Genomic DNA, 20,997 nt, shown 5'->3' on the forward strand with positions numbered 1-20,997 from the left:
GGAGGGCCTCCACGAATGATCTAATCAAGCGGCGGCAACAAGACAAACCCTTGGGCTGTGCGGCGGTAGTACCACGGCTGTTTCCATGGGTACCGCAAGTCGTTCTCGCTCACGATCTCGCCTTCCACCAAGGCGCGGAGCGCGGCCGGATATTCGCCGTGTTCCATGCGGTACAGCGCCAGTGCGCTCTCCAGCCGGACCAGCTGATCTCGCGAGATCAGGCGGGCCACCGCGCCTTTACGGGCAGGGGTATCCCCGCTCGACGTCCCCAGCGTCGGCGCCATTGACCGGACGAGCAGAAGCGTGGCCCCGAAGAAGGCCAGCGACAGCGCCAGCCGGACGAGCGCTCCCGCCCAGGAGAGCGTCTTGCGATGTCCCTTGCGGATGCCTTCCGCCAGCGCCTTGACCGGACCTGCGGGTACCGCCTTCAGGTACTCCCACTCGATCAGCTCCTGCAGGGCTTTGCGCGCCTCGAACTCGCCAAGACGCGAGGCGTCCACCAGCTGTTTGACGTTCTTCCCGTTGGCGGCGAGCTTGTAGATCAGCTTGTGGCGGCCGGTGGGTTCTCCCTCCTTGACCGCTCCTTCGTCGAGACCGGCGTCGCTGGATGGAAGGTCATCGGTCTCCAGCTCCTTGAGCGGCTCGAACGTCGCATCCGTCCACGGGACCTTCTTCTTCAGCGCCGGCCACTCATCCATCCGCCGGAAGCCTTCCAAAAGGACGCTTTCCGCGCGGATGGGATCGAACGTGCTCCTCGCCGCGTCGACCTGCTCCTGCGAGAACTCGTACGACCCGTTCTTCCAGGAGAACAGCTTGTAGAGGGTCTCGGTGGTCTGCAGCCGCATCATCTGCGCGAGCTGCGGGCGCGTCACCACCGCCGACTCCAGCAGGATGTCGCCAAGGCGCTTCAGCGTGCGCTGCTGCATGGACAGGGCGTCGTCGAGCTGTTCCTTGTTGAGCAGCTCCGCCCGGAGGAGGAGGCTCCCGAGCAGGTCCTTCGAGTCGCGCGCCTTCTCGCTGGCGAACACCACCTTGCCGTCGATGAAGTAGACCTCGACTTCGTCGTTGCCGGTCTTCAGCATCAGCCGGCCGGTCTTGGTCTGATGCCCGATGAGCTGCAGGATGTCGGCGATACCGAAGTCCTTGAGAGTACCGGAGAGCGCCATTACGCGCCCTCTTCCGCCCGCTGCCGGGCCAGCAAATCGCGCAAGCAGATGGCGTAGACGCCAACGAAGAGCACCGCGGTCAGTGCCAGGCGGGCGACCGAGACGCCGCTTCCGACGGCGAGCGGATCGTGCGTGATGCCCCGCCACAGCACGATGCTGGCGAGCAGCGACGCCGTTACCAGCAGATAGAACGTGCCGCGAATCGCCTGGCCCATCATCAGATGGCCGGCGCCGGAGAGCACCGCCAGCGCGCGCACCATGAGGTGCCGCCGCCGGTGGTACGCCTCCACCAGAGACTCCTTGCGCATCCGCTCCTGCGCGTCCACGCCGTTGCGGCGGATGAAGACGTTCACGCATTGGGCGCAGAGCGCCGCGCTCGGCCGGGCGTCGGCATCGCAGCGGCGGCAGACCTCGCGGCCACAGCGGTCGCAGCATCCGCTCGGGCGGATTCGCGCCTTCGAGACCCGGAGGGCAATCAACAGGATGGCCGCGAGGATCGGCATCACCAGGGCCATTGGTGCGGGCAGATTGCCGGCGAGCTGCGCCCGGACCTCGTCTCCGACGACCTCCGCCGCCCTTTCCTGGAGGTCGAGGAGCGGGTCGAGCTGGCTGATGTCGAGCGGAACGTCCATGAGGAACTTGTTCGACTTCCGGTTCGCCTGGAGCTGTCCCCCGGTGAAGGACTCGACCAGCGCCCGATCCAGTTGCAGGGCGCGTGCTTGCTCGGCCTGGACCTTCTCCAGGGTATCCACCCCTCCCATCGCCAGCGCTCGGCTGATGTTGAAGTGGGGCGCGGCGAGGGTTTCTTTCAGGTCGATCGCCTGCTGGTACTGCGCGATGGCCTTCTGCCCGTCGCCCTGCAGCAGGTAGACGTTGCCGAGGTTGTTGCGGACGGCGGCCAGGCCGGCGGAGCTGGCGCCGCCCTGCACTTCCAGCGCCTTCACGTAGAGCTTCTCCGCGGTGACGAGGTCGCCGTCGCGCTTGGCCTTGCGCGCGAGCGCGAAGGAGACGGGAAGCTCGTTCACCGTTTCCAGCCGCTTCTGCAGTCGGGCGATCTCCAGCCCCGTTCCTTCGCCGTGCTCGACCAGCCAGACGTCGGCGGCTGGTCCGGAGAAGGCGGCCACCTGGCCGATCCCCTCCGCCGCCCAGGGAGAGAGTGTGAGGCCGACCAGCAGGGAGATGGAGATGACGGCCTCCGCCGTGGTGGCATAGAGCGCACACGCGAGAAGCGTCGTGAAGACCAGCGGGAGCGGGCCCATCTGCAGCAGGACGGGTGAGAGAAGGAGGACCGCGGCGAGCATCCGCGACTGCCACCCCCGCCGCGTGCCACCTGGGACGAGGTGGTGCACGTCATGCGCGTACAAGCTCGCGTGGCGGAGGAACAGCACGATCACGAACGCGAACCCCGCGACGACGGAGCCGATGAAAAGCACCGCAAGCGCGTTCGCGATCAGCGCGCCGGAGATGCGGGGATCGTTCCAGGCGGCGGCAGCCGCGGCTCCCAAGTGCGTGAAGACCGGCTTCAGCGAGACCGGGCTCTCCGCGAACGACGCCCGGGCGAGGCAAGTGTGCGCCGCGGGCAGAGCTGGAGACAGATCGACGGCGAGCTTGCAGCGCTGGACGGCGACCGCCGTCGCCCCCGAATGGAGCGCCAGCCGGCTCTCCCGGACCAGCGCTGCGCCCACGGAGAACAGGTTCTCGATGGCGAGCTCGTCCTTGAGGAAACGGACGCGCTGCTCCTCGTCATCGGCGCGCCGCTCGTCGCGGTCGCGGACGTATTCCCGCCTGGCCGTCCAGTGGAGCTGGATGTCTGCGCTGCGGCCGCCCGGCATGAGCACGGCGCGGTTCGTCACCGGCATGGTCAACGCCGCTGCGACGGCGGAAGCGGCAACCGGAAGCGGGGGGGCGGGAACCTCCTCGGCGGAGGCCGGCGCGGACGCGGCGAGAGCCGCCGCGGCGACGCTCAGCAGCACGCGCCCGCGCAGGAAGGACCCGCTCGAAGTCACCCGGTCATCCTAGACGGCCACCGCTCGCATCAGCAAGGAATCAGCCCGGAAATCCGGGGCGTGGATGTGGTATTTCGCCGCTCATGCGCGAGGCCGAACAGGCGATGCGGCGGCTGCTCGAGATCATGGACAAGCTGCGCGATCCGGGCGGCTGCCCTTGGGACCGCGAGCAGACGCTGCGGACGCTGACCCCATACCTGCTGGAGGAAGCGCACGAGGTGATCGAGGCCATCGAGGTCGGGGACGTCGCACACCACAAGGAAGAGCTGGGGGATCTTCTCTTCCAGGTCGTCTTCCAGGCGCGGATCGCGCGGGAGGAGGGCAAGTTCGACTTCACGCAGGTGTGCGACTCGATCTCCGACAAGCTCACCCACCGCCACCCCCACGTATTCTCCGACGTCGAGGTGTCGGGATCGAAGGAGGTGGTGAAGAACTGGGAGAGGATCAAGGCCGACGAGCGCAAACAGAAGGGGCAGGCTCCGCGCTCCGCGATCGGCGGCGTCCCCGTCTCGCTTCCCGCCCTGGTCCGCGCCGAGCGGCTGACCGAGAAAGCCGGCGCCGTGGGCTTCGATTGGCCGGATGCAAAGTCCGTCCTCGCCAAGGTGCGCGAGGAGCTGGACGAGCTGGCCGAGGCGATGGAGGGCGACTCGGCCGAGCGCGTCGAGCATGAGCTCGGCGATCTGCTGTTCGCGGTGGCAAACCTCGGCCGCTGGGTGAAGGCGCATCCGGAGGAGGCCTTGCGCGGGTCGCTCCGCCGCTTCGAATCGCGTTTTCACCATATCGAGAACAAGCTGGCGGAGCGTGGGAAGTCGCCGCGGGAATCGACGCTCTCGGAGATGGACGCGCTTTGGGAGGACGCGAAGGAGATGGAAAAATCCGCGAATTGACGCGCCCTCCCGACCCTTACCCACAGTTTCACCCTCCCTGTGGAGAACCTGTGGGTGCGGCCTCCGCCGAAACGGGAAAATATCCGGGCCGTTCAGAAATCGAAAATATTCGTGCCGAATCGCAGCTGAAAACCCACGTAGCTACGCTGGCATAGGCTGATTGCCGCAGCGCGATGACACCTTCGGTGAAAACCCCGATAGTGCGAAAAATCGTTTCGGACAGGACCGTGGACAACCTGTGGCCCCGCCCTGATTTCCTTTGCGCGTCCGCGTTGACAGTGCCGCAGTGCGGTGCTATCTGCCTGCGCCCTTCGCAGGGAAAGATTTTTCTTTTTTTTTGGAGCCATCGTGGCGAATACGCACTCCGCAGAGAAGCAGAACCGCAAATCGCAGAAGAACCGCACCCGCAACGCGCACGTGATGTCGACGCTGCGGAGCAGCGTCCGGAAGTTCCGCGAGGCTGCGGCATCCGGCAACAAGGAACGGACGAAGCAGGAGCTGGCGTTTGCCGTGCGGCAGATCGCGAAGGCCGCCTCGAAGGGCGTGATCCACAAGGGCCAGGCGGCGCGCCGGATTTCGCGGCTCACCAAGGCGGCAACGGGCGCTCCACAGGTACAGGCAAAAACATAGTCGCTAAGCCGCCTCCGGTGGCAGCGGCTACCGGCCCAGCCTCTCGCTGACCTCGTAGCGCTGGATCGCCTCGATCGCCAACGATCGGGCCAGCCGTCGCAGGGCGGCGCGGCGATTCGCCTCGGTCCCGAGCACGTCCACACCAGTCAGATAGTCCTCTCCACCGGTCACCGCGTCCGCGTAGTCGCCGGCGCGGATCCGCAACTCGGCGTCGATGCGGTACGAGACTGCCCCGCCCTCCGCTCCGACCCCGCTGGGGACGGAGCGAAGCATGGCCAGCTCGGCCTGGAGCTCCTTCGCCTGCGACCCGTCGGGTTCGAGCCGGCCACGCCCCGCCAGCTCGTGGCGCAACTCGGTTGCGAAGATGCCGCCCGCCTCCGCCTGCGCAGTCGCGTTCTTCACCGGCGCCACCCGCAGACCCTCGACGGATCGCCCTCGCACGGGCGCGTACCCGCACCCCGACGCGACGACGGCGACGGCGAGGAAAGCGGAAGCGCACCTCATGGGCTTAGGCGACGACAAAGTTGACCAGCCGCTTGGGAATGACCACCACCTTCTTGATCGTCTTCCCCTGCAGCCAGCCAGCCACCTTCGGGTCGCGCGCCGCCGTCTCGCGGATTTCGGCATCGTCGGCGCTCGCCGCCACCTGCACCTCGCCGCGCAGCTTCCCGTTCACCTGCACGGCGATCTGGTACGCGTCGTCGACGACCAGGCCCGGGTCTGCGTCGGGCCAGTGCAGCAGCGCCAGCTCGTCAGTGCGACCGAGCCCGCGCCAGAGCTCCTCGGCGATGTGGGGGGCGAACGGCGCGAGCAGCTGGACCAGCACCTCCAGGCACTCGCGCAGCGATGCGGCATCCCCGGTCCAGTCGGCGGCCGCGTTCGACAATTCCATGAGCGAGGAGATGGCGGTGTTGAACTGCAGCCGCTCCAGCTGTTGCGTCACCCGCAGGATGGTCTTGTGCGTTCGCCGCCTCAGGTCGTCGACGGCGCCGTTCGCCTTGGCTCCTTCGATCTTCGGCAGGCTCGAGTGCACCAGGCGCCAGATGCGCCCGAGGAACCGATGCTGGCCCTGGACCTGTTCGTCGGACCAGTCCATGTCCTTTTCTGCAGGGGCGGCGAAGAGGATGAAGAGCCGGGCGGTGTCTGCCCCGAACTCCTCGATGATCTCGCGGGGCGAGACGACGTTTCCCTTGCTCTTGGACATCTTCTCGCCGTCGCGGCCTTTGACGATGCCCTGCGTGACCAATTTCTGTGCCGGCTCGTCGATGCGGCACAGGCCCAGCTCCCGCATGACCTTGGTCCAGAAGCGGAAGTAGAGCAGGTGCAGGACGGCGTGCTCCGGGCCCCCGACGTAGACGTCGACCGCCAGCCAGCGGTCGGCCTTGGGCCGCGCGAACGGCTCCCGCGAGTTGTGCGGGTCCAGATACCGGGCCCAGTACCAGGCGGAGTCCACGAACGTGTCCATGGTCTCGGCTTCCCGGCGTGCTGGTCCGCCGCAGATCGGGCACTTGGTATTCACCCAGGAGGCCACCTTCGCCAGCGGGGGCTCTCCCAAGCCGGTGAGCACTTCCTTGACGTCGATGTCCGGCAGCTTCACCGGCAGCTGCGAGTCTGGCACCGGGATGCCCTTCCCTTCCGGATCGTCCTTCGGACAGTAGACGATGGGAATGGGCGTGCCCCAATAGCGCTGCCGGGAGATGCCCCAGTCGCGCAGATGGTAGTTCACGGCGGGCTTTCCGATACCGCGCCGCTGCGCTTCGGCGGCGATGGCCAGCCGGGCCTGCTCCGAGGGCATGCCGGAGAACTCCCCGGAATCGAAGAGGACGCCGTAGTCGACGTACGCCTTGTCCTTGGGCAGCTCGGAGTCGTCCGCGGGCCGCACGACGGGGACGATGGAGAGCCCGAACTTCGTCGCGAACTCGTAATCGCGCTGGTCGTGCGCGGGCACGGCCATCACCGCGCCGGTCCCGTATCCGGAGAGCACGAAGTTCGCGACCCAGACCGGGATCTCCTTGCCCGTAAACGGATTTTTGGCTCGGATCCCGGTGTCCAGCCCGTCCTTCTCCGCCGCCTGCGCCCCTTCGCCCAGCTCCTTGGAGGCCCGGCGGACCTTCTCGGCAAACGCCTGTAGCTCACCCTTCTTCGCCGCCGGTGCCAGTTCGGCGACCAAGGGGTGGTCCGGCGCCGCCGCGACGTAGGTGGCGCCGAAGATGGTGTCTGCGCGCGTCGTGAAGACGCGGAAGGACTTCCCGCGCGCTCCCTTGATGGCGAAATCGATCTCCAGGCCGTCGGATCGGCCGATCCAGTTGCGCTGCATGGCCACGACGCGCTCGGGCCAGTCGATGCGGTTCAGCCCCTCCAGGAGCTGGTCGGCGTAGGCGGTGATCCGCAACGCCCATTCCGGAATCTCCCGCTCCACGACCACACTGCCGCAGCGCCAGCAGCGGCCCTCCTCGACCTGCTCGTTGGCGAGGACCGTGTTGCAACTCGGGCAAAAGTTGACCTTGGCGCGCCGCCGGTAGGCGATGCCGCGCTCGAGCATGCGCAGGAAGAACCATTGGTTCCAGCGGTAATACTCGGGGTCGGACGTGGAGATCTCCGTGGACCAGTCGACGGAAATGCCCAGCGAGACGACGTCCTGCTTGAAGGACGCGATGTTCCGGGGAGTGCGCTCCGCCGGGTGTACGCCCTCCTTGATGGCGGCGTTCTCCGCCGGAAGACCGAAGGCGTCCCATCCGAAAGGGTGGAAGACGTCGAACCCGCGCTTGCGCGCATAGCGGGCGAGCACGTCGGTGATCGAATAGACGCGCGCATGGCCCATGTGCATCTCGCCGGACGGGTACGGCAGCATGGCGAGCACGTACTTCTTCGGGGCGCCGGGACGCGTGCCCGCCCGGAAGAGGTCTTTCTTTGCCCAATGATCCTGCCAGCGTGGCTCGATCGACTTCGGGTCGTACCGGTCCTGCACGGTGACGTTCTCCTTGCGGGAGGCGCATTCTAGCCGCTCCCGCGCCGAAGGCGCGGGTTTGCGGCTACGCCTGAGCGCGGTTCATCGTTGGCCCAAGTTCACGAGATCCGTTCTAACGCGGTGCGCCAGATCGTGGGGGTTCGAGTGCGGAAAGGGTCGTCGAATGTACCACCTCGGTGCCCTGCGTCGTCCCGCCAGGCGGCAACCGGCGGGAAGCGCGGCGCGAAGCTTCCGCGGCATCCGCCCGTGAGAGTTCCGCGAGACCCTCGATCCGGATTGCGCGCCCGAATCCGACGGCGAGCTGCGCCCCTTGGGCGAGCAGCCAGGCGAGCGCCAGGGTAGGGACGCCCCGTTGGGGGATCTGGAGCCGGATCGCCATCAGGACGAGGGCGCCCCCCACGCCCAGGACCGTCCCCACGGCCCCGATGCCGGCGGCGCGTAGAGGCAACCGCCAGACCATCTTCGACCCGGTCCAGAGCGCCGCGAGGGCCGAGCGGCGGACCGGATCCGCGGCGAATTGCGCTCGCGCCGCGTCAACGACAAGAGCGGCGATGAAGATGACGAGGGCGGCCGCGCACCCTGCAACGATGAGCGCTCGCCCGGCATCCGTTTCGGTGATCGCGCGATCTGCCGCATGGGCGGCGGCCAGCTTGAGTGCTCCCGCCGCGACCGCAGCGCCCGCGCCGAGCGGAATCAGCCCTGCGACCGCCGTGCGCAACATCCGGCCGTACAGCTCGCCGGCGGAGGCCAGAAGCCGGGAGAAGGGCAGGCTTTCGTCGCCGTGCGCCGACGCGACCATCGCGGCGGCGACGAAGGGTGCCCAGAGGAGCTGCGTGGCCAGGGCCACCGCGAGCGCGACGAGAATCCCCTGCTCCGCGCCGCTCTCGCGGACTTGCCGGACGAGCTCCAGGAGCGTTGGGCCGTCCATCCACGCCACGGCATCGCGCGCGGCCGTCGACCGATCGAGCTGGCCGCGCAGGAAAGCGAACACGGGCGCGACGGCGATGGCGCCAGAGACCGCGAGCGCCGCCCACCAGAGGAGAAGGACGCGCCAGCGCAGCGCGCGACGAAGCGAGCGACGGAAGATTCCCGGCGTGATCACAGCACGCCGACCATGGCCAGGAGCAACTCCATCCAGGCCTTGAGCTCCATCGTCCACCGCCGGGAGGCCGCGGGCGCGCGCTCACGCGTGCGGCCGTCGTCGAGCTTGTTCAGATCGAGCAGCACCTTCCGGTCCGGATCGATCTGGACGGAAGCGACCCGCACCGGCTTTTCGAAGACCCAGCGTTGCCAGCGATCGCCCGCAACCCACTGCACCGTCTCGGCCGTGTCGTCGTCGAAACGGACGACGACGCTCTCGGGGACCGCCGCCGCGTATCGTCGCAGCTTCACGGTGGAGCGCCAAGGGAAAGGGCCCGGTTCGCCGGACTTTGCGTTGGGGTGTGCCCGCCGGAACTCGTCGCGGATCTGTCGCTCCTTTTGCCGCGCCTGGTCCTCGTCCACCTCGACGCGGACACCGCCCGCCTCGAGAAAGGTGCCGGGCCGCGGGACCATCTCCTCCGCCTCGATCGAGTCGACACGGTCGTCCACCGGCACGCGGTCGTGAACCTGCTCGCGGAACCACGCCCGCACCGTCTCGCCGCCGGACTCGGCCAGCACGGCTTCCAGGTCCGCGGTGGACGGGTGCCGGAAATGCCAGCGACGGTAGTATTCGGCGAACGCTCTCGCGAGAACGTCCCCACCGAGGCGCTGCTCCAGATCGTGGAAGACGAGCGCGGTGCGCGTGTAGACGAGCGCGTAGCTGCCGCCCGACCACCGATTCCAGGAGTTGCCGGCGACGGGGTCCGCCTGGAACCTCTGCGTGCCGGTGCGCTCCAGATCGAAGTAGCCGATCTTCGGCGTGCGCAGACCGAGCGCGGCCAGCGGTCCGGGAGCGGGGATCTGGAGGGCTTCATTCAGCAGCATCCGCGCATCCCAGAAGTCGTTCAGGCCCTCGTCGAGAAACGGCTCCTCCGCCTCGTTCGAGGCCAGAAGGCCCATGAACCAGCCGTGCCCGAGCTCGTGCACGGTGACGAACCGCACCAGCGGCAGCAGCGGGGGGCCGAGCGCGCCGATGGTCGTGAAAAACGTCTCGTATTCCATTCCGCCGGATTCGAGCGCGTTCCAGGGCGGGACTACGAGGGTGACCTGCCGGTAGGGATAGGGGCCGAGCGTGCGCGAAAAATAGTCCAGCCCGTCGCGCGTCGCCTGCAGGGCGATGCGCGCAGCTTCGGCGTACTCGGGCGGGTGCAGGACCTTGAGGTGGATGCCGTTCCAGTCCGCCTCCAGAGGCGACGCGTACCCGTCCCATGCCGTGAAGGCGAAGTCGTGCACGTCGTCCTGCGCGACCCGGTGGATGACGCCGGCGGCGCTCTCCGCCGGAGGCGAGGTCTCGACACCCACCGACCCGAAGGTGTACCCGCGCGGCACCGTGATGGCCGCGCGATAGCTGCCGAAGTCCGCGTAGAACTCGCTGTAGAGGTGGAGCTCGTGGCAGTTCCAGCGCGGCTCCGTCGCGCCGCGCTCGCCGGGCAGCTCGAGCACGCCGACCTTCGGAAACCACTGGGCGACGAGATGGTACGAGCCGAACCAACCCGTCCGCGCCACCACGCGCGGAAGCTGATCGTGAAATTCGATCTCGAGAACCGCCGTTCCACCCGGGGATACCGCGCGGGGCAGATCGAAGCGCGCGACGGTGCGATCGGTCGATGGACCGCCATCGGGATGCACGAACGTCCACGGCACCGCCTGCCCGTGCTGCGTCACGCTGCGGAGCTCGATGTAGCCCCACTCGCCGCGTTTCGTCCGGGTCTCGCTGCGGAATCCACCGTACCGCTTCCGTTCGCGCGCGAAAGTGGTCTCCTCTCCCTCGAACGCGTTCAGGTACAGATGGACGTACAGCTCGCGGACGGGCTCGGTGCTCCGGTTGCGCCAGGTGAGGCGCTCGTGCCCGTCGAGACTGTGCCTGACCGGGTCGAGCGTCGCCTCCAGATCGTAGTCCGCGACGCGCTCCGGTCCCTTGCCCTCCCGCACGCCACCCCATGCCGACGCGCTGCTCGCGACGCGCACCGCACCGGCCGAGGCACCGGCAAGATCGGCGGCGAGAAGCAGCGCTGCGAACATACGCGCGTCGTACTCGACGCGCGACCGTGCTGGCAATAGTATCCGCCGTCCGCATGGATCATCGTGTGTACATCCGCGACATCGCCGCCGAGGATGGCCGGGAGGTGCTGCTGCGCGGCTGGCTCTACGGCAAGCGCTCCAGCGGCAAGCTTCACTTCCTCCAGATCCGCGACGGTACCGGCGTCATCCAGTGCGTCGTCTCCAAGAAAGACGTCCCCGAAGAGGCGTTTGCGGCGGCGGACAAGGCGCCGCAGGAGGCTTCCGTCGAGGTTCGCGGGAAGGTGGCAAAGGACCCGCGCAGTCCCATCGGCTACGAGCTGCACGTAACGGGTTTCCGGGTGCTCCAGGGAGAGCCCGGATATCCCATCCAGCCGAAGGAGCACGGAGTCGGCTTCTTGCAGGAGCAGCGCCATCTCTGGCTCCGCTCGTCGCGGCAGCGGGCGATCCTCGCCGTCCGCCATACGATCATCAAGGCGATCCGCGACTACTTCGACTCCCGCGGGTTCACGCTGGTGGACTCGCCCATCCTCACTCCCGCCGCCTGCGAAGGAACTTCGACGCTGTTCGAGGTGCCCTACTTCGATCTGGGAAAGGCCTATCTGACGCAGTCGGGCCAGCTCTATGGCGAAGCCGCGGCGATGGCGGTCGGAAAGGCGTACGTCTTCGGCCCTACCTTTCGGGCGGAGAAGAGCAAGACGCGCCGGCACCTGACGGAGTTCTGGATGGTCGAGCCGGAGGTCGCGTACATGGACCTCGACGGCAACATGGACCTGGCGGAGGACTTCATCGTCGAGATCGTCAAGACGGTGCTGGCGAAGCACGAGCCCGAGCTGAAGGCCGTGCTCGAGCGGGACCTCGAGCCTCTGAAGCGCGTGCAGAAGCCGTTTCCTCGCATCACCTACACCGAGGCCATCGAGGCCATCCGCAAGACCGGCCACCCGATAAACTGGGGCGACGATCTGGGCGGCGACGAGGAGACCATCCTCTGCAGGCAGTTCGACCGGCCGGTGATGGTCCACCGCTATCCGGCGGAGATGAAGGCGTTCTACTTCAAAAAAGATCCGCGTGATCCCAAGGTCGCGCTCGGCGTCGACGTCCTCGCCCCGGAGGGCTACGGGGAGATCGTGGGAGGTGGCCAGCGCGAGGACGATTACGCGACGCTGAAGGCAGAGATCGAAAAGCACAAGCTCCCGCTGGACGCCTTCCAGTGGTACCTCGATCTGCGCAAGTACGGCAGCGTGCCGCACGCCGGCTTCGGACTCGGCGTGGAGCGGACGGTGGCCTGGATTTGCGGCCTGCACCACGTGCGGGAGACCATCCCGTTCCCGCGGATGATGGAACGGCTCACGCCTTGAAGCTGCTGGCCGCGCTGTTCGCGCTGATGCTCGCCGTCGGCCTCGTAACCCTCTGGCTGTGGCGCCGTTCCCCCGAGCCGGAGCCGTGTCAATCGCGCACCGTCGCCCAATCCCGGTCCCCCGACGATCGCTCGGATGCCGAGATCTACGAACTGAAGTGCGGCGCTTCCCTGACCACTCACATCGCGCTGCGTCCCGCGATGGCGTCTCCCAAAGCGCGCGCTGACATCCTCGTCGTGGAAGGAACCGCACCGCTCCGCATGACCTGGACGTCCGCTCGGGAAATCTCGATCGACGCGCCGGAGACACGCATCCTGGTCACGGAAACGCGGTGGCGCGACGTGAGCGTGAAGGTCCGCCCCACGCACTGAAAAACGACTTGGCGTGCTCGGCGGTTGAACTGAGCCGTTACCGTTTCTTCTTCTTGAAGACGTTCTGCTTCGGCTCGGCGGGCACGTACCTTTGGGGCGGAGGCGGCACCGGCTTTCGCCCCGGCCGCGTCGGCGTTTGAGGCGGCGGCGGCTCGGACTCGATCGCCGGCGCGATGGCCGGTTCCGCCGCAATCGGCGGCGGCGGCGCCGGCGACTGTACCTTCACCGTGCGCTGCTCCACCCGCGCCTGCCCGCGCGCCACCTTCGAGAGGGCCGCGATCATCCTCTGCGGCTCGACCGCGAATACCACCGCCCGCCCCGGGCCCTGCATTTCGTCGATCAGCGTGCGCACGCCGGTGTCCGCGGGCAGCCGCGGCGGCAGTTGGAGGGCAGCGTCCTTCACCCCCGCCTGCGTCAACTTGCGCAGCGCCTCCGCTACGTGAGCCTGAAGCTGCTCGTCGCTCTGGTCCGAGGGGCCGATGCCAAAGAGAAACATCTTGCGAAACGCGAGCCGCGGGCCGGGTGAGGTGAGCACCGCCTCGCCCGCCTCGCCCGTGAGCTGCCCTCCGCGCACGAGCTTCGAGAGTCGCGCGGTGAGCCGCCAGTCGACGAGGCCGGCCAGCCCGGTGAGGGGCCGCTCGTCGGAGCTGACGAAGAGGCAAAGGGATTCCGCAGCCGCCTGATCGATCGCGTCCAGTGTGAGGGGGAAGAAGGTCAGATCCATCTAGGCTTTCCTGTCCAGCTTCGGCGTCGCGTTGGGCAAGTCCATGTGCGCGATCCTGTCCAGCACGCCGTTCACGAACGCCGAAGACTCCTCCGAGCCATATTTCTTCCCCAACTCGACGGCCTCGTTGAGCGTCACCCGGACGGGAACGTCCGCGCGCCGCAGGATCTCGTAGACCGCGAGCCTGAGGATATTCCGATCAACACGCGCCATGCGCTCCAGCTTCCAGTGCGTGCTGCTGGTCTGGATCAACGCGTCGATCTGCGGCCTTTCCGACTGGACTCCGCGGACGAGCTCGTCCGCGAACCTCTCGGTGGCTTCGTCGGCTTCCTCGAAGTGCGCCAGCACCCCGCGGACGGCGTCGCGCGGATCGCCCCCGCTCAGGTCGAGTTGATAGAGCGCCTGGAGCGCGCACTCCCGGGCTTTCGTCCGCGAGCCCACGCCTTATTCCGCTCCCGCCGCGCGCAGCGCATGGATCTGCTCCAGGCAGGCGAGCGCGGCCTCGCCGCCCTTGTCCGCCCGCCTCGGGTCGGCGCGCTCCTGCGCCTGCTCGAGCGTTTCACAGGTGAGCACCCCGAAGGCGATCGCGATCGGGTGCGGGCTCGTTCCGCATTCCAGCGCCAGCGCCCCAAGCGCGCGCGCGACCTCGTCGCAGAGGACGCGGTAATGGTCGGTCCCGCCGCGGATCAGGCAGCCGAGGGCCACGATCCCGTCGATGCCGCCTTTTCGCGCGATTCGCGCGGCCAGCGGCGCCAGCTCGAACACGCCCGCGCAGCGATACACGTCCACCCCCGCGGCCTTGCGCTGCGAAAGCGCCTTTTGCGCGCCTTCGAGAAGCTGCTCGACGAGCTCGGCGTTCCAGCGCGTGGCGACGATGGCGATCCGCATCCCTTGCGCCAACAGCTCCCGCTCGGGCGGAGTTCCCCTGCTCATGTGCCGCACATCCTACTTCTTCGTCAGCGAGAGCAGGTGTCCCATCTTGTCCCGCTTCGACTGCAGATAGCTCTCGTTTTCGTGGGAGAGACCCGCCTCGATGGGCACGCGCTCCACCACCTCCAGATCGTACAGGCGCTTGAGGCCGTCGATCTTCTTCGGGTTGTTCGTCATCAGCCGTAGCTTGCGCACGCCCACGTCGCGGAGGATCTGCGCCCCGATGCCGTAGTCGCGCAGATCCGCCTTGAAGCCGAGCTTCACGTTGACCTCGACGGTGTCGTGGCCCTCGTCCTGGAGGTTGTACGCTGTCTCGAGGTAGACGAGCACGCCCTTCCCCGCCTCGTCGATCATCTGCAGCGCGCGGTGGAGCTGCGGGCCGCAGTCGCAGCGGCGGCTGCCGAACACGTCGCCGGTCAGGCACTTGGAGTGGACGCGCACCAGCACCGGCTCGTCGGGCTCCCAGGTGCCTTTGACGAACGCGACGTGCTGGGCGGAGTCGACGTCGTTCTCGTACGCGATGCAGCGCATGTCGCCGCCGAACTCGGTGGGAACGCGCGCTTCCGCGCCGCGCCGCACCAGCGATTCGCGGTGCATCCGGTACTGGATGACGTCCGCGACCGAGAGGATGTGAAGGCCATGGGCGGCCGCGAATCGCTGCAGATCCGGCATGCGCGCCATCGTCCCGTCGTCGTTCATCACTTCGCAGATCACGCCAGCGGGAGTGAGGCCGGCGAGGCGGCAGAGATCGACGCTACCTTCGGTCTGTCCAGCGCGCACCAGCACTCCTCCCTTGCGGGCGCGCAGGGGAAATACATGACCCGGCCGCACGAGATCGTCCGGCTTCGCGTTGGGATCGATGGCAGCGCGGATGGTCGTCGCGCGGTCGTGGGCGCTGATCCCGGTGGTGACGCCCCGGGCGGCTTCGATGCTGACGGTGAAGGCGGTGGTGTACGTGCTCTCGTTCTCGTTGACCATCATGGTCAGACCGAGCTGCTTCACCTGGTGCTCGGTGAGCGAGAGGCAGATCAGGCCCCGTGCGTGCTTGGCCATGAAGTTGATCGCCTCGGGCGAGACGAACTGCCCGGCGAGCACGAGATCGCCCTCGTTCTCCCGATCGGCGTCGTCCACCAGGATGACCATGCGGCCCCGGCGCAGCTCATCGAGCGCTTTTTCGACGCGGGCGATGGTGTGTTCCACTGCGTTGCTCCTTCAGGCCCGGAATTGCATCAGGCGCGCCACGTGTTTTCCGAGAATGTCGGCCTCGACGTTCACCTTTGCTCCCACCTCTTTGATGCCCCAGGTGGTCGCGCGCAGCGTCTCGGGAACGAGGAAGAGCGAGATGCGGTCGGGGTCGACGACCGCGTTGACGGTGAGCGAGATGCCGTCCAGCGCGATCGAGCCTTTCGAGACCACCAGAGGCGCGAGGCCGGCAGGCAGCTTCAATGCGACGAGTACCCCCTCGCCGACGGTCTCGCGGCGCACGATCTCGCCCACGCCGTCCACGTGCCCCAGCACGAGATGGCCATCCAATCGATCGCCGAGCGCCATCGGCCGCTCGAGGTTGACCCTGTCGCCGGCCCTGCGGTCGCCGAGCGTGGTCTTCTCCAGCGTCTCGGCGCTCACGTCGGCGGTGAACTGGTCGCCGGAGAAGTCGACGGCCGTGAGACAGGCGCCGTCCACGGCGATGCTCGCCCCGCGCGGCAAGCCGGAGAGCCGGGTCCGCACCGACAGGCGCGCACCTTTGGGCACCCGATCGACCGCCGTCACGGTTCCAACGTCCTCGATGAGGCCGGTGAACATCGAGGCGGGTATACAACGTCCGTCTCCCGCCCGCTTGCTTGAATCTCCCCCGAGAGTCACCATCCAATGAGCATGAACCCCCTCCGCCCGACCCTGATCTTCGCGTTCATCGCCGCTCTGGCCGGCGCGTCCAGCACCGCGATCGCGCAGGAAAATCCTGCAGCGTACGAGCCGCCTCCGCCGCCCCCCGACGACGGCGTGGAGACGCCTCCGCCGCCCTCCGCACAACCTCCGCCGCAGGCTCCGGATCAGCGGACGTTCGAGCAGCAGCTTTCGCCGTATGGGCGTTGGGTCGACACGCCGGAATACGGGCGCGTCTGGATCCCCGCGAACGTGGGATCCGACTGGCAGCCGTACTCGGACGGGCAGTGGGTGAGCACGAGCTCGGGCTGGTCGTTCGCAGCGCCGGTCCCCTGGGGATGGGCCGTCTATCATTACGGCCGCTGGGGCTGGCGCGCGGGGTTCGGGTGGTACTGGGTACCCGGATACGTCTGGGCTCCCGCCTGGGTGTCCTGGCGTTGGGCGAACGGCTACGCCTGCTGGGCGCCGCTGGCGCCGCGCGGCTACATCTATGGCCGCGGATGGCGAGGCTGGGTGGTAGTGCCGCACGCGCACTTCGCGCATCCGATCCGCCGCTGGATCGTGCCCAGGGCGCAGGTCAGCGTGATTGTCCGCTCTGGCCGTCCGGTCCGTGCCTTCCCCACCTGGCACGCGCGCCAGTTCAACGGGCATCGCGGCGGCGGGCACCGCGCGCACGGCCGCCGGTAAGCGCGCGCCACCCATCTTTTGATACCGTCGCCAGGTCCGACCTGGAGGGCGGATGCCCCTGCCCCTTATCGCCGAGCTGAAGCGCCGGCGCGTCTTTCGCGCGCTGGTCGCTTACGGCGGCATCCGCGGCCGGAGCAAATCTTCTGATGCGCCACCCTCGATCGTCGTCCTCCCGTTCGTGAACCTGAGCGCCGAAAGGGAAAATGAATACTTCTCCGACGGGATGACGGAGGAGATCATCAATGCGCTCGCGAACATCGAGGGATTGCGGGTGGTGGCCCGCACCTCGGCATTTTCCTTCAAAGGCAAGAACGTCGACATCCGCAAGATCGGCGAGGAGCTCAAAGTGTCCACCGTGCTCGAGGGCACGGTCCGGCGCCAGGGCAACCAGCTGCGCGTCGCCGCACAGCTCATTGCCGCCAACGACGGCTATCACCTGTGGTCGAAGACGTACGACCGGGAGCTGAACGACATGTTCCTGGTCGAGGACGACGTGGCCCGTGCCATCGTGCAGGCGCTCAAGCCGAAGCTGGTGCAACCGACGGCGATGGTCGAGCGCACGACCGACAGCAGCGAAGCGCACGACTTGTACCTGAAAGGCCGCTATTTGTGGAACCAGCGCTCGAAGGAGGGTCTCACCAGGGCCATTGCCCTGTTCGAGCGGGCAATCGCCCTCGACGCGGGTTACTCGCTGGCCCATTCCGGCCTGGCGGACTGCTACAACGTTCTGGGGGACTACGGAGGAACGCAAGGCGAGGAGGTTGCGTCCAAAGGAAAGACGCATGCGCTCGCGGCCGTGAAACTCGACGATGGACTCGCGGAAGGTCACGCATCACTGGCGGCGTACATGGACCGTGAATGCGACTGGGATGGCGCGAACCGCGAGTTCACGCGCGCCATCGAGTTGAGGCCGGGGTACGCGACGGCTCATCACTGGTACGGTTTCACTCTTCTCGGCCAGGGGCGGCTGGCCGAAGCGCGAGCAGAGGCAGAACGGGCGCGACAGCTCGATCCCACCTCCGTCATCATCAACACGTTCCTCGTCACCGTGCTGCACCACGCCGGTGAATACGATGCCGCCGTCGATCAGGCGCAAAAAACGCTCGACCTGAACCCGGGATTCGACCTCGCACGCGTGTTTCTCGCCTATTCCCATCTTCGCGCCGGCAGGATCGCGGACGCACTCGTGGCCCTGGACAGGGCACCTGCGCCTTCGTCGCAGCTTTCAGTCGTGCGCGCGCATCTGCTCGCCGCGTCCGGCGCGACGACCGATGCGAGCCGTATGCTGACCGAGGTCGAGGCGCATTTCGACGCCAACCCGGTGCCACGTGGATCCCTCGCGTTGGCTCATCTCGCGCTCGGCGAGGAGGACGCGGCATTCGTTTGGTTGGAAAAGGGCTTCGTGGCGCGCGACCAATCCGTGCGCACGATCAAGTTGAACCCGATGTGGGAGCCGATACGCTCGGACCCACGATATCGCGCCCTGCTCAAACGGATGAATCTCGAGCGCTGACGGAACGAGCGGGTCGGCAGATCACGAGCAGGTCTGGCCCGATCCGCTCGACTGCCTGGAGCCGGACCGCCAATGAGCGCGAGCGCGACTGACCGGCCCACGACAGGGCGTCCGCGCCGAAGATCTTCGGTGCGATGAACAGGCGCAGCTCATCCCAGAGCTGCGCTGCGAGGAACTCGCCGTGCACCTTCGCGCCGCCTTCGACGAGCACGGTGGTGATCCCGCGGCGTCCCAGACGCCGCAGCACCGCCAAAAGGGGGCCGCGCTCCGAGATGGTTTCGCCAGGCTGGCGCAGGATCCGGGCTCGCGGCGGAATCGTTCCGAGGACGACGCGCAACGGATTCCGCCCCCCGCGGACGCCGCGCACGGTCAGTCGGGGGTCATCGACCCGGACCGTGCCGGCCCCGACCAGCACCGCGTCGAGCTCGTTGCGCCAGCGGTGGACCAGGCGGCGCGACGCTTCGGAGCTGATCCACTTCGAATCGCCGGCGGCGGTCGCCAGCTTTCCGTCGAGCGTGATGGCGGCCTTCAACACCACCCAGGGAATCCCGGTGGTGATGAATTTGAACCAGGCCTCGTTGGCGGCGTCGCACTGCGCACGCAGGACGCCGGCGCGAACCTCGATGCGGGCGCGGCGAAGCCGGCGGGCGCCGTGGCCGTCCACGAGCGGATTCGGGTCCGCGCTGCCGAAGAACACGCGCCTGACTCCGGCGGCGATGAGCGCATCGGTGCACGGAGGCGTGCGTCCCTGATGGTTGCAAGGCTCGAGCGTCACGTAGACGTCTGCGCCGCGCGCCTTCGCTCCTGCCGCCCGGAGCGCATTCACCTCCGCATGCGGAAGCCCTGCCCTCTGATGATGGCCGCGGCTGATGACCCGGCGGCCGCGGACGACGACGGCGCCGACGGCGGGGTTGGGATGCGTGCGCCCGCGCCCCTTCTCCGCCTCGTCGAGAGCGAGGAGCATGAATTCCTCGCCGGTCACTTCTTCGGCGCGCTCTTGCGCTCGGAGATCAGCTCCTTCAGCTCGCTCATGAACTCGCCGAGGTCCTTGAAGGAGCGGTAGACGCTGGCGAAGCGGACGTAGGCCACCTCGTCCAGCCGCGCCAGCTCGCGCATCACCGCCTCGCCGATCACGGAGCTGGGCACTTCCTTCTCGCCCATTTCCTGCAGCCGCCGCTCGATGCCGTCCACCACCGCTTCGAGCTGATCCGCGCCGACCGGCCGCTTCTGGCAGGCGAGCTTCAGGCCTTCGAGCACTTTCTGGCGATCGAACGACTCCCGGCGGCCGTCCTTCTTGACCACCATGGGCAGGATCTCTTCGACGCGTTCGTAGGTGGTGAAGCGCCGCTGGCAGCCGAGGCATTCGCGCCTGCGCCGGATGACCGCGCCCTGGTTGGAGAGGCGGGAGTCGATCACCTTGTTCTCGACCTCGGCGCAGAACGGACACTTCACGGGTCAGGTGAGCCTCTTCGCGTAGAGCGGGAACTGGCGGGCGAGCTCGCGCACCTCGCCGCGCACGCGCCCGATCTCCGCTTCGTCGTCCGGACGGTCGAGCACGCGGACGATCAGTCTCGCCACCTGCTTCATCTCCCGGACTCCCATTCCGCGGGTGGTGAGCGCGGGCGTGCCCAGCCGCAGGCCGCTGGTCACGAAGGGCTTCTCCGGATCGCCGGGGATCATGTTCTTGTTGGTGGTGATGTCGGCCCTCTGCAACGCTGCCTCCGCCACCTTGCCGGTGAGCTTCTTCGGGCGCAGGTCGCAGAGCACCAGGTGCGTGTCGGTGCCGCCGGCCACCAGGCGCAGACCGCCCTCGATGAGGCCCGCCGCGAGCGCCTGAGCGTTGTCGAGGATGCGCTGCTGGTACTCCTTGAAGTCCGGCTTCAGCGCCTCGCCGAATGCGACCGCCTTCGCCGCGATGATGTGCTCGAGCGGGCCGCCCTGGATTCCCGGGAACACGTTCGAATCGACGGCCTTGGCGTGCTGCTGCTTGCAGAGGATCAGCCCGCTACGCGGCCCGCGCAGCGTCTTGTGAGTGGTGGTCGTCACCGCATCCGCCAGAGGGACCGGCGAGGGGTGCAAGCCGACGGCGACCATGCCGGCGATGTGCGCGATGTCGCAGATCAGCATCGCGCCCACCTCCTCGGCAATCTCGCGCAGCTTGACGAAATCGAGCGTGCGCGGGTAGGCGGAAGCTCCGCAGAGAAAGGCGCGCGGCCGAACTTCGCGCGCCTGCTTCCGCGTGGCGTCGAAGTCGATGCGCTCGGTCTTGGGATCGAGACCGTAGTGATGGATCTCGAAGAGTTTCCCGGAGAAGTTCACCGGCGAGCCGTGCGTCAGGTGGCCGCCCTGTGCGAGCGAGAGCGACATGATGCGATCGCCCGGCCGCAGCAGCGCAAAGTACGTGGCCATGTTCGCCTGCGAACCCGCGTGCGGCTGCACGTTGGCGTGCTCGGCTCCGAACAGCGCCTTGGCCCGATCGATGGCGAGCTGTTCGACCTTGTCGACCACCTCGCACCCGCCGTAGTAGCGCTTTCCCGGAAGGCCCTCGGCGTACTTGTTGGTGAGCGTCGAGCCCTGCGCTTCCAGAACGGCCTCGGAAACGAAGTTCTCGCTGGCGATCAGCTCCAGCCCCTCCGCCTGCCGCCGCGTTTCTTCCCGAATGAGGCGCGCGATCTCTGGGTCGACTTCCTGGAGGGAGCGGTCCATCGAGGCGG

At 67.7% G+C, this 20,997-nt stretch carries 19 protein-coding genes and 1 pseudogene; 6 read left to right on the plus strand and 14 right to left on the minus strand.

All coding sequences use genetic code 11. The features are described from left to right. Positions 1-20: 20 nt before the first annotated feature. On the minus strand, positions 21-1,166 hold the full coding sequence (locus tag E6J58_17525) for a DUF4388 domain-containing protein (GenBank protein ID TMB34811.1): 1,146 nt from the start codon (positions 1,164-1,166) through the stop codon (positions 21-23). Beyond that, positions 1,166-3,172, minus strand: coding sequence for a tetratricopeptide repeat protein (locus tag E6J58_17530; GenBank protein ID TMB34812.1), 2,007 nt, complete (start codon positions 3,170-3,172; stop codon positions 1,166-1,168). Before E6J58_17530 ends, E6J58_17525 begins: the two co-directional genes overlap by 1 nt. Before the next feature lie 83 nt (positions 3,173-3,255). Here E6J58_17530 and mazG point away from each other — a divergent pair, with 83 nt between their 5' ends. Then, the gene (mazG, locus tag E6J58_17535) at positions 3,256-4,059 is read left to right on the plus strand and encodes a nucleoside triphosphate pyrophosphohydrolase (GenBank protein TMB34813.1); all 804 of its coding nucleotides are present in this window, start codon (positions 3,256-3,258) and stop codon (positions 4,057-4,059) included. Positions 4,060-4,407: 348 nt separating this feature from the next. Further along, positions 4,408-4,689: a 30S ribosomal protein S20 gene (locus E6J58_17540; protein ID TMB34814.1), complete on the plus strand. Its 282-nt coding sequence runs from the start codon at positions 4,408-4,410 to the stop codon at positions 4,687-4,689. Between the two features lie 27 nt (positions 4,690-4,716). Here the strand turns inward: E6J58_17540 and E6J58_17545 are convergent, their stop codons facing one another. The 4 genes from E6J58_17545 to E6J58_17560 all read right to left on the minus strand — a co-directional run bounded on the left by E6J58_17545 (position 4,717) and on the right by E6J58_17560 (position 10,819). Beyond that, entirely contained in the window at positions 4,717-5,316 is a 600-nt protein-coding gene (locus tag E6J58_17545; GenBank protein ID TMB34815.1) for a hypothetical protein, read from the minus strand. Continuing rightward, positions 5,198-7,657 (minus strand): leucine--tRNA ligase, encoded by a 2,460-nt coding sequence (locus E6J58_17550; GenBank protein ID TMB34816.1) that lies wholly within the window; start codon positions 7,655-7,657, stop codon positions 5,198-5,200. The genes E6J58_17545 and E6J58_17550 overlap by 119 nt, the downstream gene beginning before the upstream one ends. A gap of 112 nt (positions 7,658-7,769) precedes the next feature. Continuing rightward, positions 7,770-8,759 (minus strand): hypothetical protein, encoded by a 990-nt coding sequence (locus E6J58_17555; GenBank protein ID TMB34817.1) that lies wholly within the window; start codon positions 8,757-8,759, stop codon positions 7,770-7,772. Then, positions 8,756-10,819 (minus strand): M1 family metallopeptidase, encoded by a 2,064-nt coding sequence (locus E6J58_17560; protein ID TMB34818.1) that lies wholly within the window; start codon positions 10,817-10,819, stop codon positions 8,756-8,758. The genes E6J58_17555 and E6J58_17560 overlap by 4 nt, the downstream gene beginning before the upstream one ends. 53 nt (positions 10,820-10,872) lie before the next feature. Between E6J58_17560 and asnS the strand changes: the two genes are divergently transcribed. Both asnS and E6J58_17570 read left to right on the plus strand, forming a co-directional pair. Next, on the plus strand, positions 10,873-12,174 hold the full coding sequence (gene asnS / locus E6J58_17565) for an asparagine--tRNA ligase (protein ID TMB34819.1): 1,302 nt from the start codon (positions 10,873-10,875) through the stop codon (positions 12,172-12,174). Continuing rightward, positions 12,171-12,545, plus strand: a complete 375-nt coding sequence (locus E6J58_17570) for a hypothetical protein (GenBank protein ID TMB34820.1) — start codon at positions 12,171-12,173, stop codon at positions 12,543-12,545. Before asnS ends, E6J58_17570 begins: the two co-directional genes overlap by 4 nt. A gap of 37 nt (positions 12,546-12,582) precedes the next feature. On the opposite strand, the gene E6J58_17575 is transcribed toward E6J58_17570, so the two are convergent. The 5 genes and pseudogenes from E6J58_17575 to E6J58_17595 all read right to left on the minus strand — a co-directional run bounded on the left by E6J58_17575 (position 12,583) and on the right by E6J58_17595 (position 16,002). Next, entirely contained in the window at positions 12,583-13,269 is a 687-nt protein-coding gene (locus E6J58_17575) for a hypothetical protein (GenBank protein TMB34821.1), read from the minus strand. Then, on the minus strand, positions 13,270-13,710 hold the full coding sequence (gene nusB, locus E6J58_17580; GenBank protein TMB34822.1) for a transcription antitermination factor NusB: 441 nt from the start codon (positions 13,708-13,710) through the stop codon (positions 13,270-13,272). Positions 13,711-13,713: 3 nt separating this feature from the next. Next, positions 13,714-14,202 carry a 6,7-dimethyl-8-ribityllumazine synthase gene (gene ribH, locus E6J58_17585; protein TMB34823.1) on the minus strand — a complete coding sequence of 163 codons (489 nt, stop codon included), beginning with the start codon at positions 14,200-14,202 and terminating at the stop codon, positions 13,714-13,716. Positions 14,203-14,214: 12 nt separating this feature from the next. After that, positions 14,215-15,381: pseudogene (gene ribB / locus E6J58_17590) on the minus strand (3,4-dihydroxy-2-butanone-4-phosphate synthase). Between the two features lie 30 nt (positions 15,382-15,411). Then, positions 15,412-16,002, minus strand: a complete 591-nt coding sequence (locus E6J58_17595) for a riboflavin synthase (GenBank protein ID TMB34824.1) — start codon at positions 16,000-16,002, stop codon at positions 15,412-15,414. Positions 16,003-16,074: 72 nt separating this feature from the next. Here E6J58_17595 and E6J58_17600 point away from each other — a divergent pair, with 72 nt between their 5' ends. Together E6J58_17600 and E6J58_17605 are read left to right on the plus strand one after the other, a co-directional pair. Continuing rightward, a complete protein-coding gene (locus E6J58_17600) occupies positions 16,075-16,770 on the plus strand; it encodes a hypothetical protein (GenBank protein TMB34825.1) in 696 nt (231 codons plus the stop codon). Between the two features lie 52 nt (positions 16,771-16,822). Beyond that, entirely contained in the window at positions 16,823-18,283 is a 1,461-nt protein-coding gene (locus tag E6J58_17605) for a tetratricopeptide repeat protein (GenBank protein TMB34826.1), read from the plus strand. On the opposite strand, the gene ribD is transcribed toward E6J58_17605, so the two are convergent. From ribD to E6J58_17620, 3 genes are read right to left on the minus strand one after another with little or no spacing between them, the layout of a single operon-like run. Beyond that, complete coding sequence (gene ribD, locus E6J58_17610) at positions 18,258-19,247, minus strand: bifunctional diaminohydroxyphosphoribosylaminopyrimidine deaminase/5-amino-6-(5-phosphoribosylamino)uracil reductase RibD (GenBank protein ID TMB34827.1); 990 nt, start codon at positions 19,245-19,247, stop codon at positions 18,258-18,260. The genes E6J58_17605 and ribD overlap by 26 nt on opposite strands. 14 nt (positions 19,248-19,261) lie before the next feature. Then, on the minus strand, positions 19,262-19,735 hold the full coding sequence (nrdR, locus tag E6J58_17615) for a transcriptional repressor NrdR (protein ID TMB34828.1): 474 nt from the start codon (positions 19,733-19,735) through the stop codon (positions 19,262-19,264). A gap of 3 nt (positions 19,736-19,738) precedes the next feature. Then, positions 19,739-20,989, minus strand: coding sequence for a serine hydroxymethyltransferase (locus tag E6J58_17620; GenBank protein TMB34829.1), 1,251 nt, complete (start codon positions 20,987-20,989; stop codon positions 19,739-19,741). Between the last annotated feature and the right edge of the window lie 8 nt (positions 20,990-20,997).

The sequence above is a fragment of the Deltaproteobacteria bacterium genome (assembly GCA_005879535.1).
Taxonomy (GTDB): domain Bacteria; phylum Myxococcota; class Myxococcia; order Myxococcales; family 40CM-4-68-19; genus 40CM-4-68-19.

What these genes read in the sequence shown, in the direction of transcription:
- E6J58_17525 (TMB34811.1), bottom strand. Translation starts at nt 1,166, where the DNA reads ATGGCGCTCTCCGGTACTCTCAAGGACTTCGGTATCGCCGACATCCTG.
- mazG (TMB34813.1), top strand. Translation starts at nt 3,256, where the DNA reads ATGCGCGAGGCCGAACAGGCGATGCGGCGGCTGCTCGAGATCATGGAC.
- E6J58_17545 (TMB34815.1), bottom strand. Translation starts at nt 5,316, where the DNA reads ATGCCGAAATCCGCGAGACGGCGGCGCGCGACCCGAAGGTGGCTGGCT.
- E6J58_17560 (TMB34818.1), bottom strand. Translation starts at nt 10,819, where the DNA reads ATGTTCGCAGCGCTGCTTCTCGCCGCCGATCTTGCCGGTGCCTCGGCC.
- asnS (TMB34819.1), top strand. Translation starts at nt 10,873, where the DNA reads ATGGATCATCGTGTGTACATCCGCGACATCGCCGCCGAGGATGGCCGG.
- E6J58_17575 (TMB34821.1), bottom strand. Translation starts at nt 13,269, where the DNA reads ATGGATCTGACCTTCTTCCCCCTCACACTGGACGCGATCGATCAGGCG.
- ribH (TMB34823.1), bottom strand. Translation starts at nt 14,202, where the DNA reads ATGAGCAGGGGAACTCCGCCCGAGCGGGAGCTGTTGGCGCAAGGGATG.
- E6J58_17595 (TMB34824.1), bottom strand. Translation starts at nt 16,002, where the DNA reads ATGTTCACCGGCCTCATCGAGGACGTTGGAACCGTGACGGCGGTCGAT.
- E6J58_17600 (TMB34825.1), top strand. Translation starts at nt 16,075, where the DNA reads ATGAACCCCCTCCGCCCGACCCTGATCTTCGCGTTCATCGCCGCTCTG.
- E6J58_17605 (TMB34826.1), top strand. Translation starts at nt 16,823, where the DNA reads ATGCCCCTGCCCCTTATCGCCGAGCTGAAGCGCCGGCGCGTCTTTCGC.
- ribD (TMB34827.1), bottom strand. Translation starts at nt 19,247, where the DNA reads ATGCTCCTCGCTCTCGACGAGGCGGAGAAGGGGCGCGGGCGCACGCAT.
- E6J58_17620 (TMB34829.1), bottom strand. Translation starts at nt 20,989, where the DNA reads ATGGACCGCTCCCTCCAGGAAGTCGACCCAGAGATCGCGCGCCTCATT.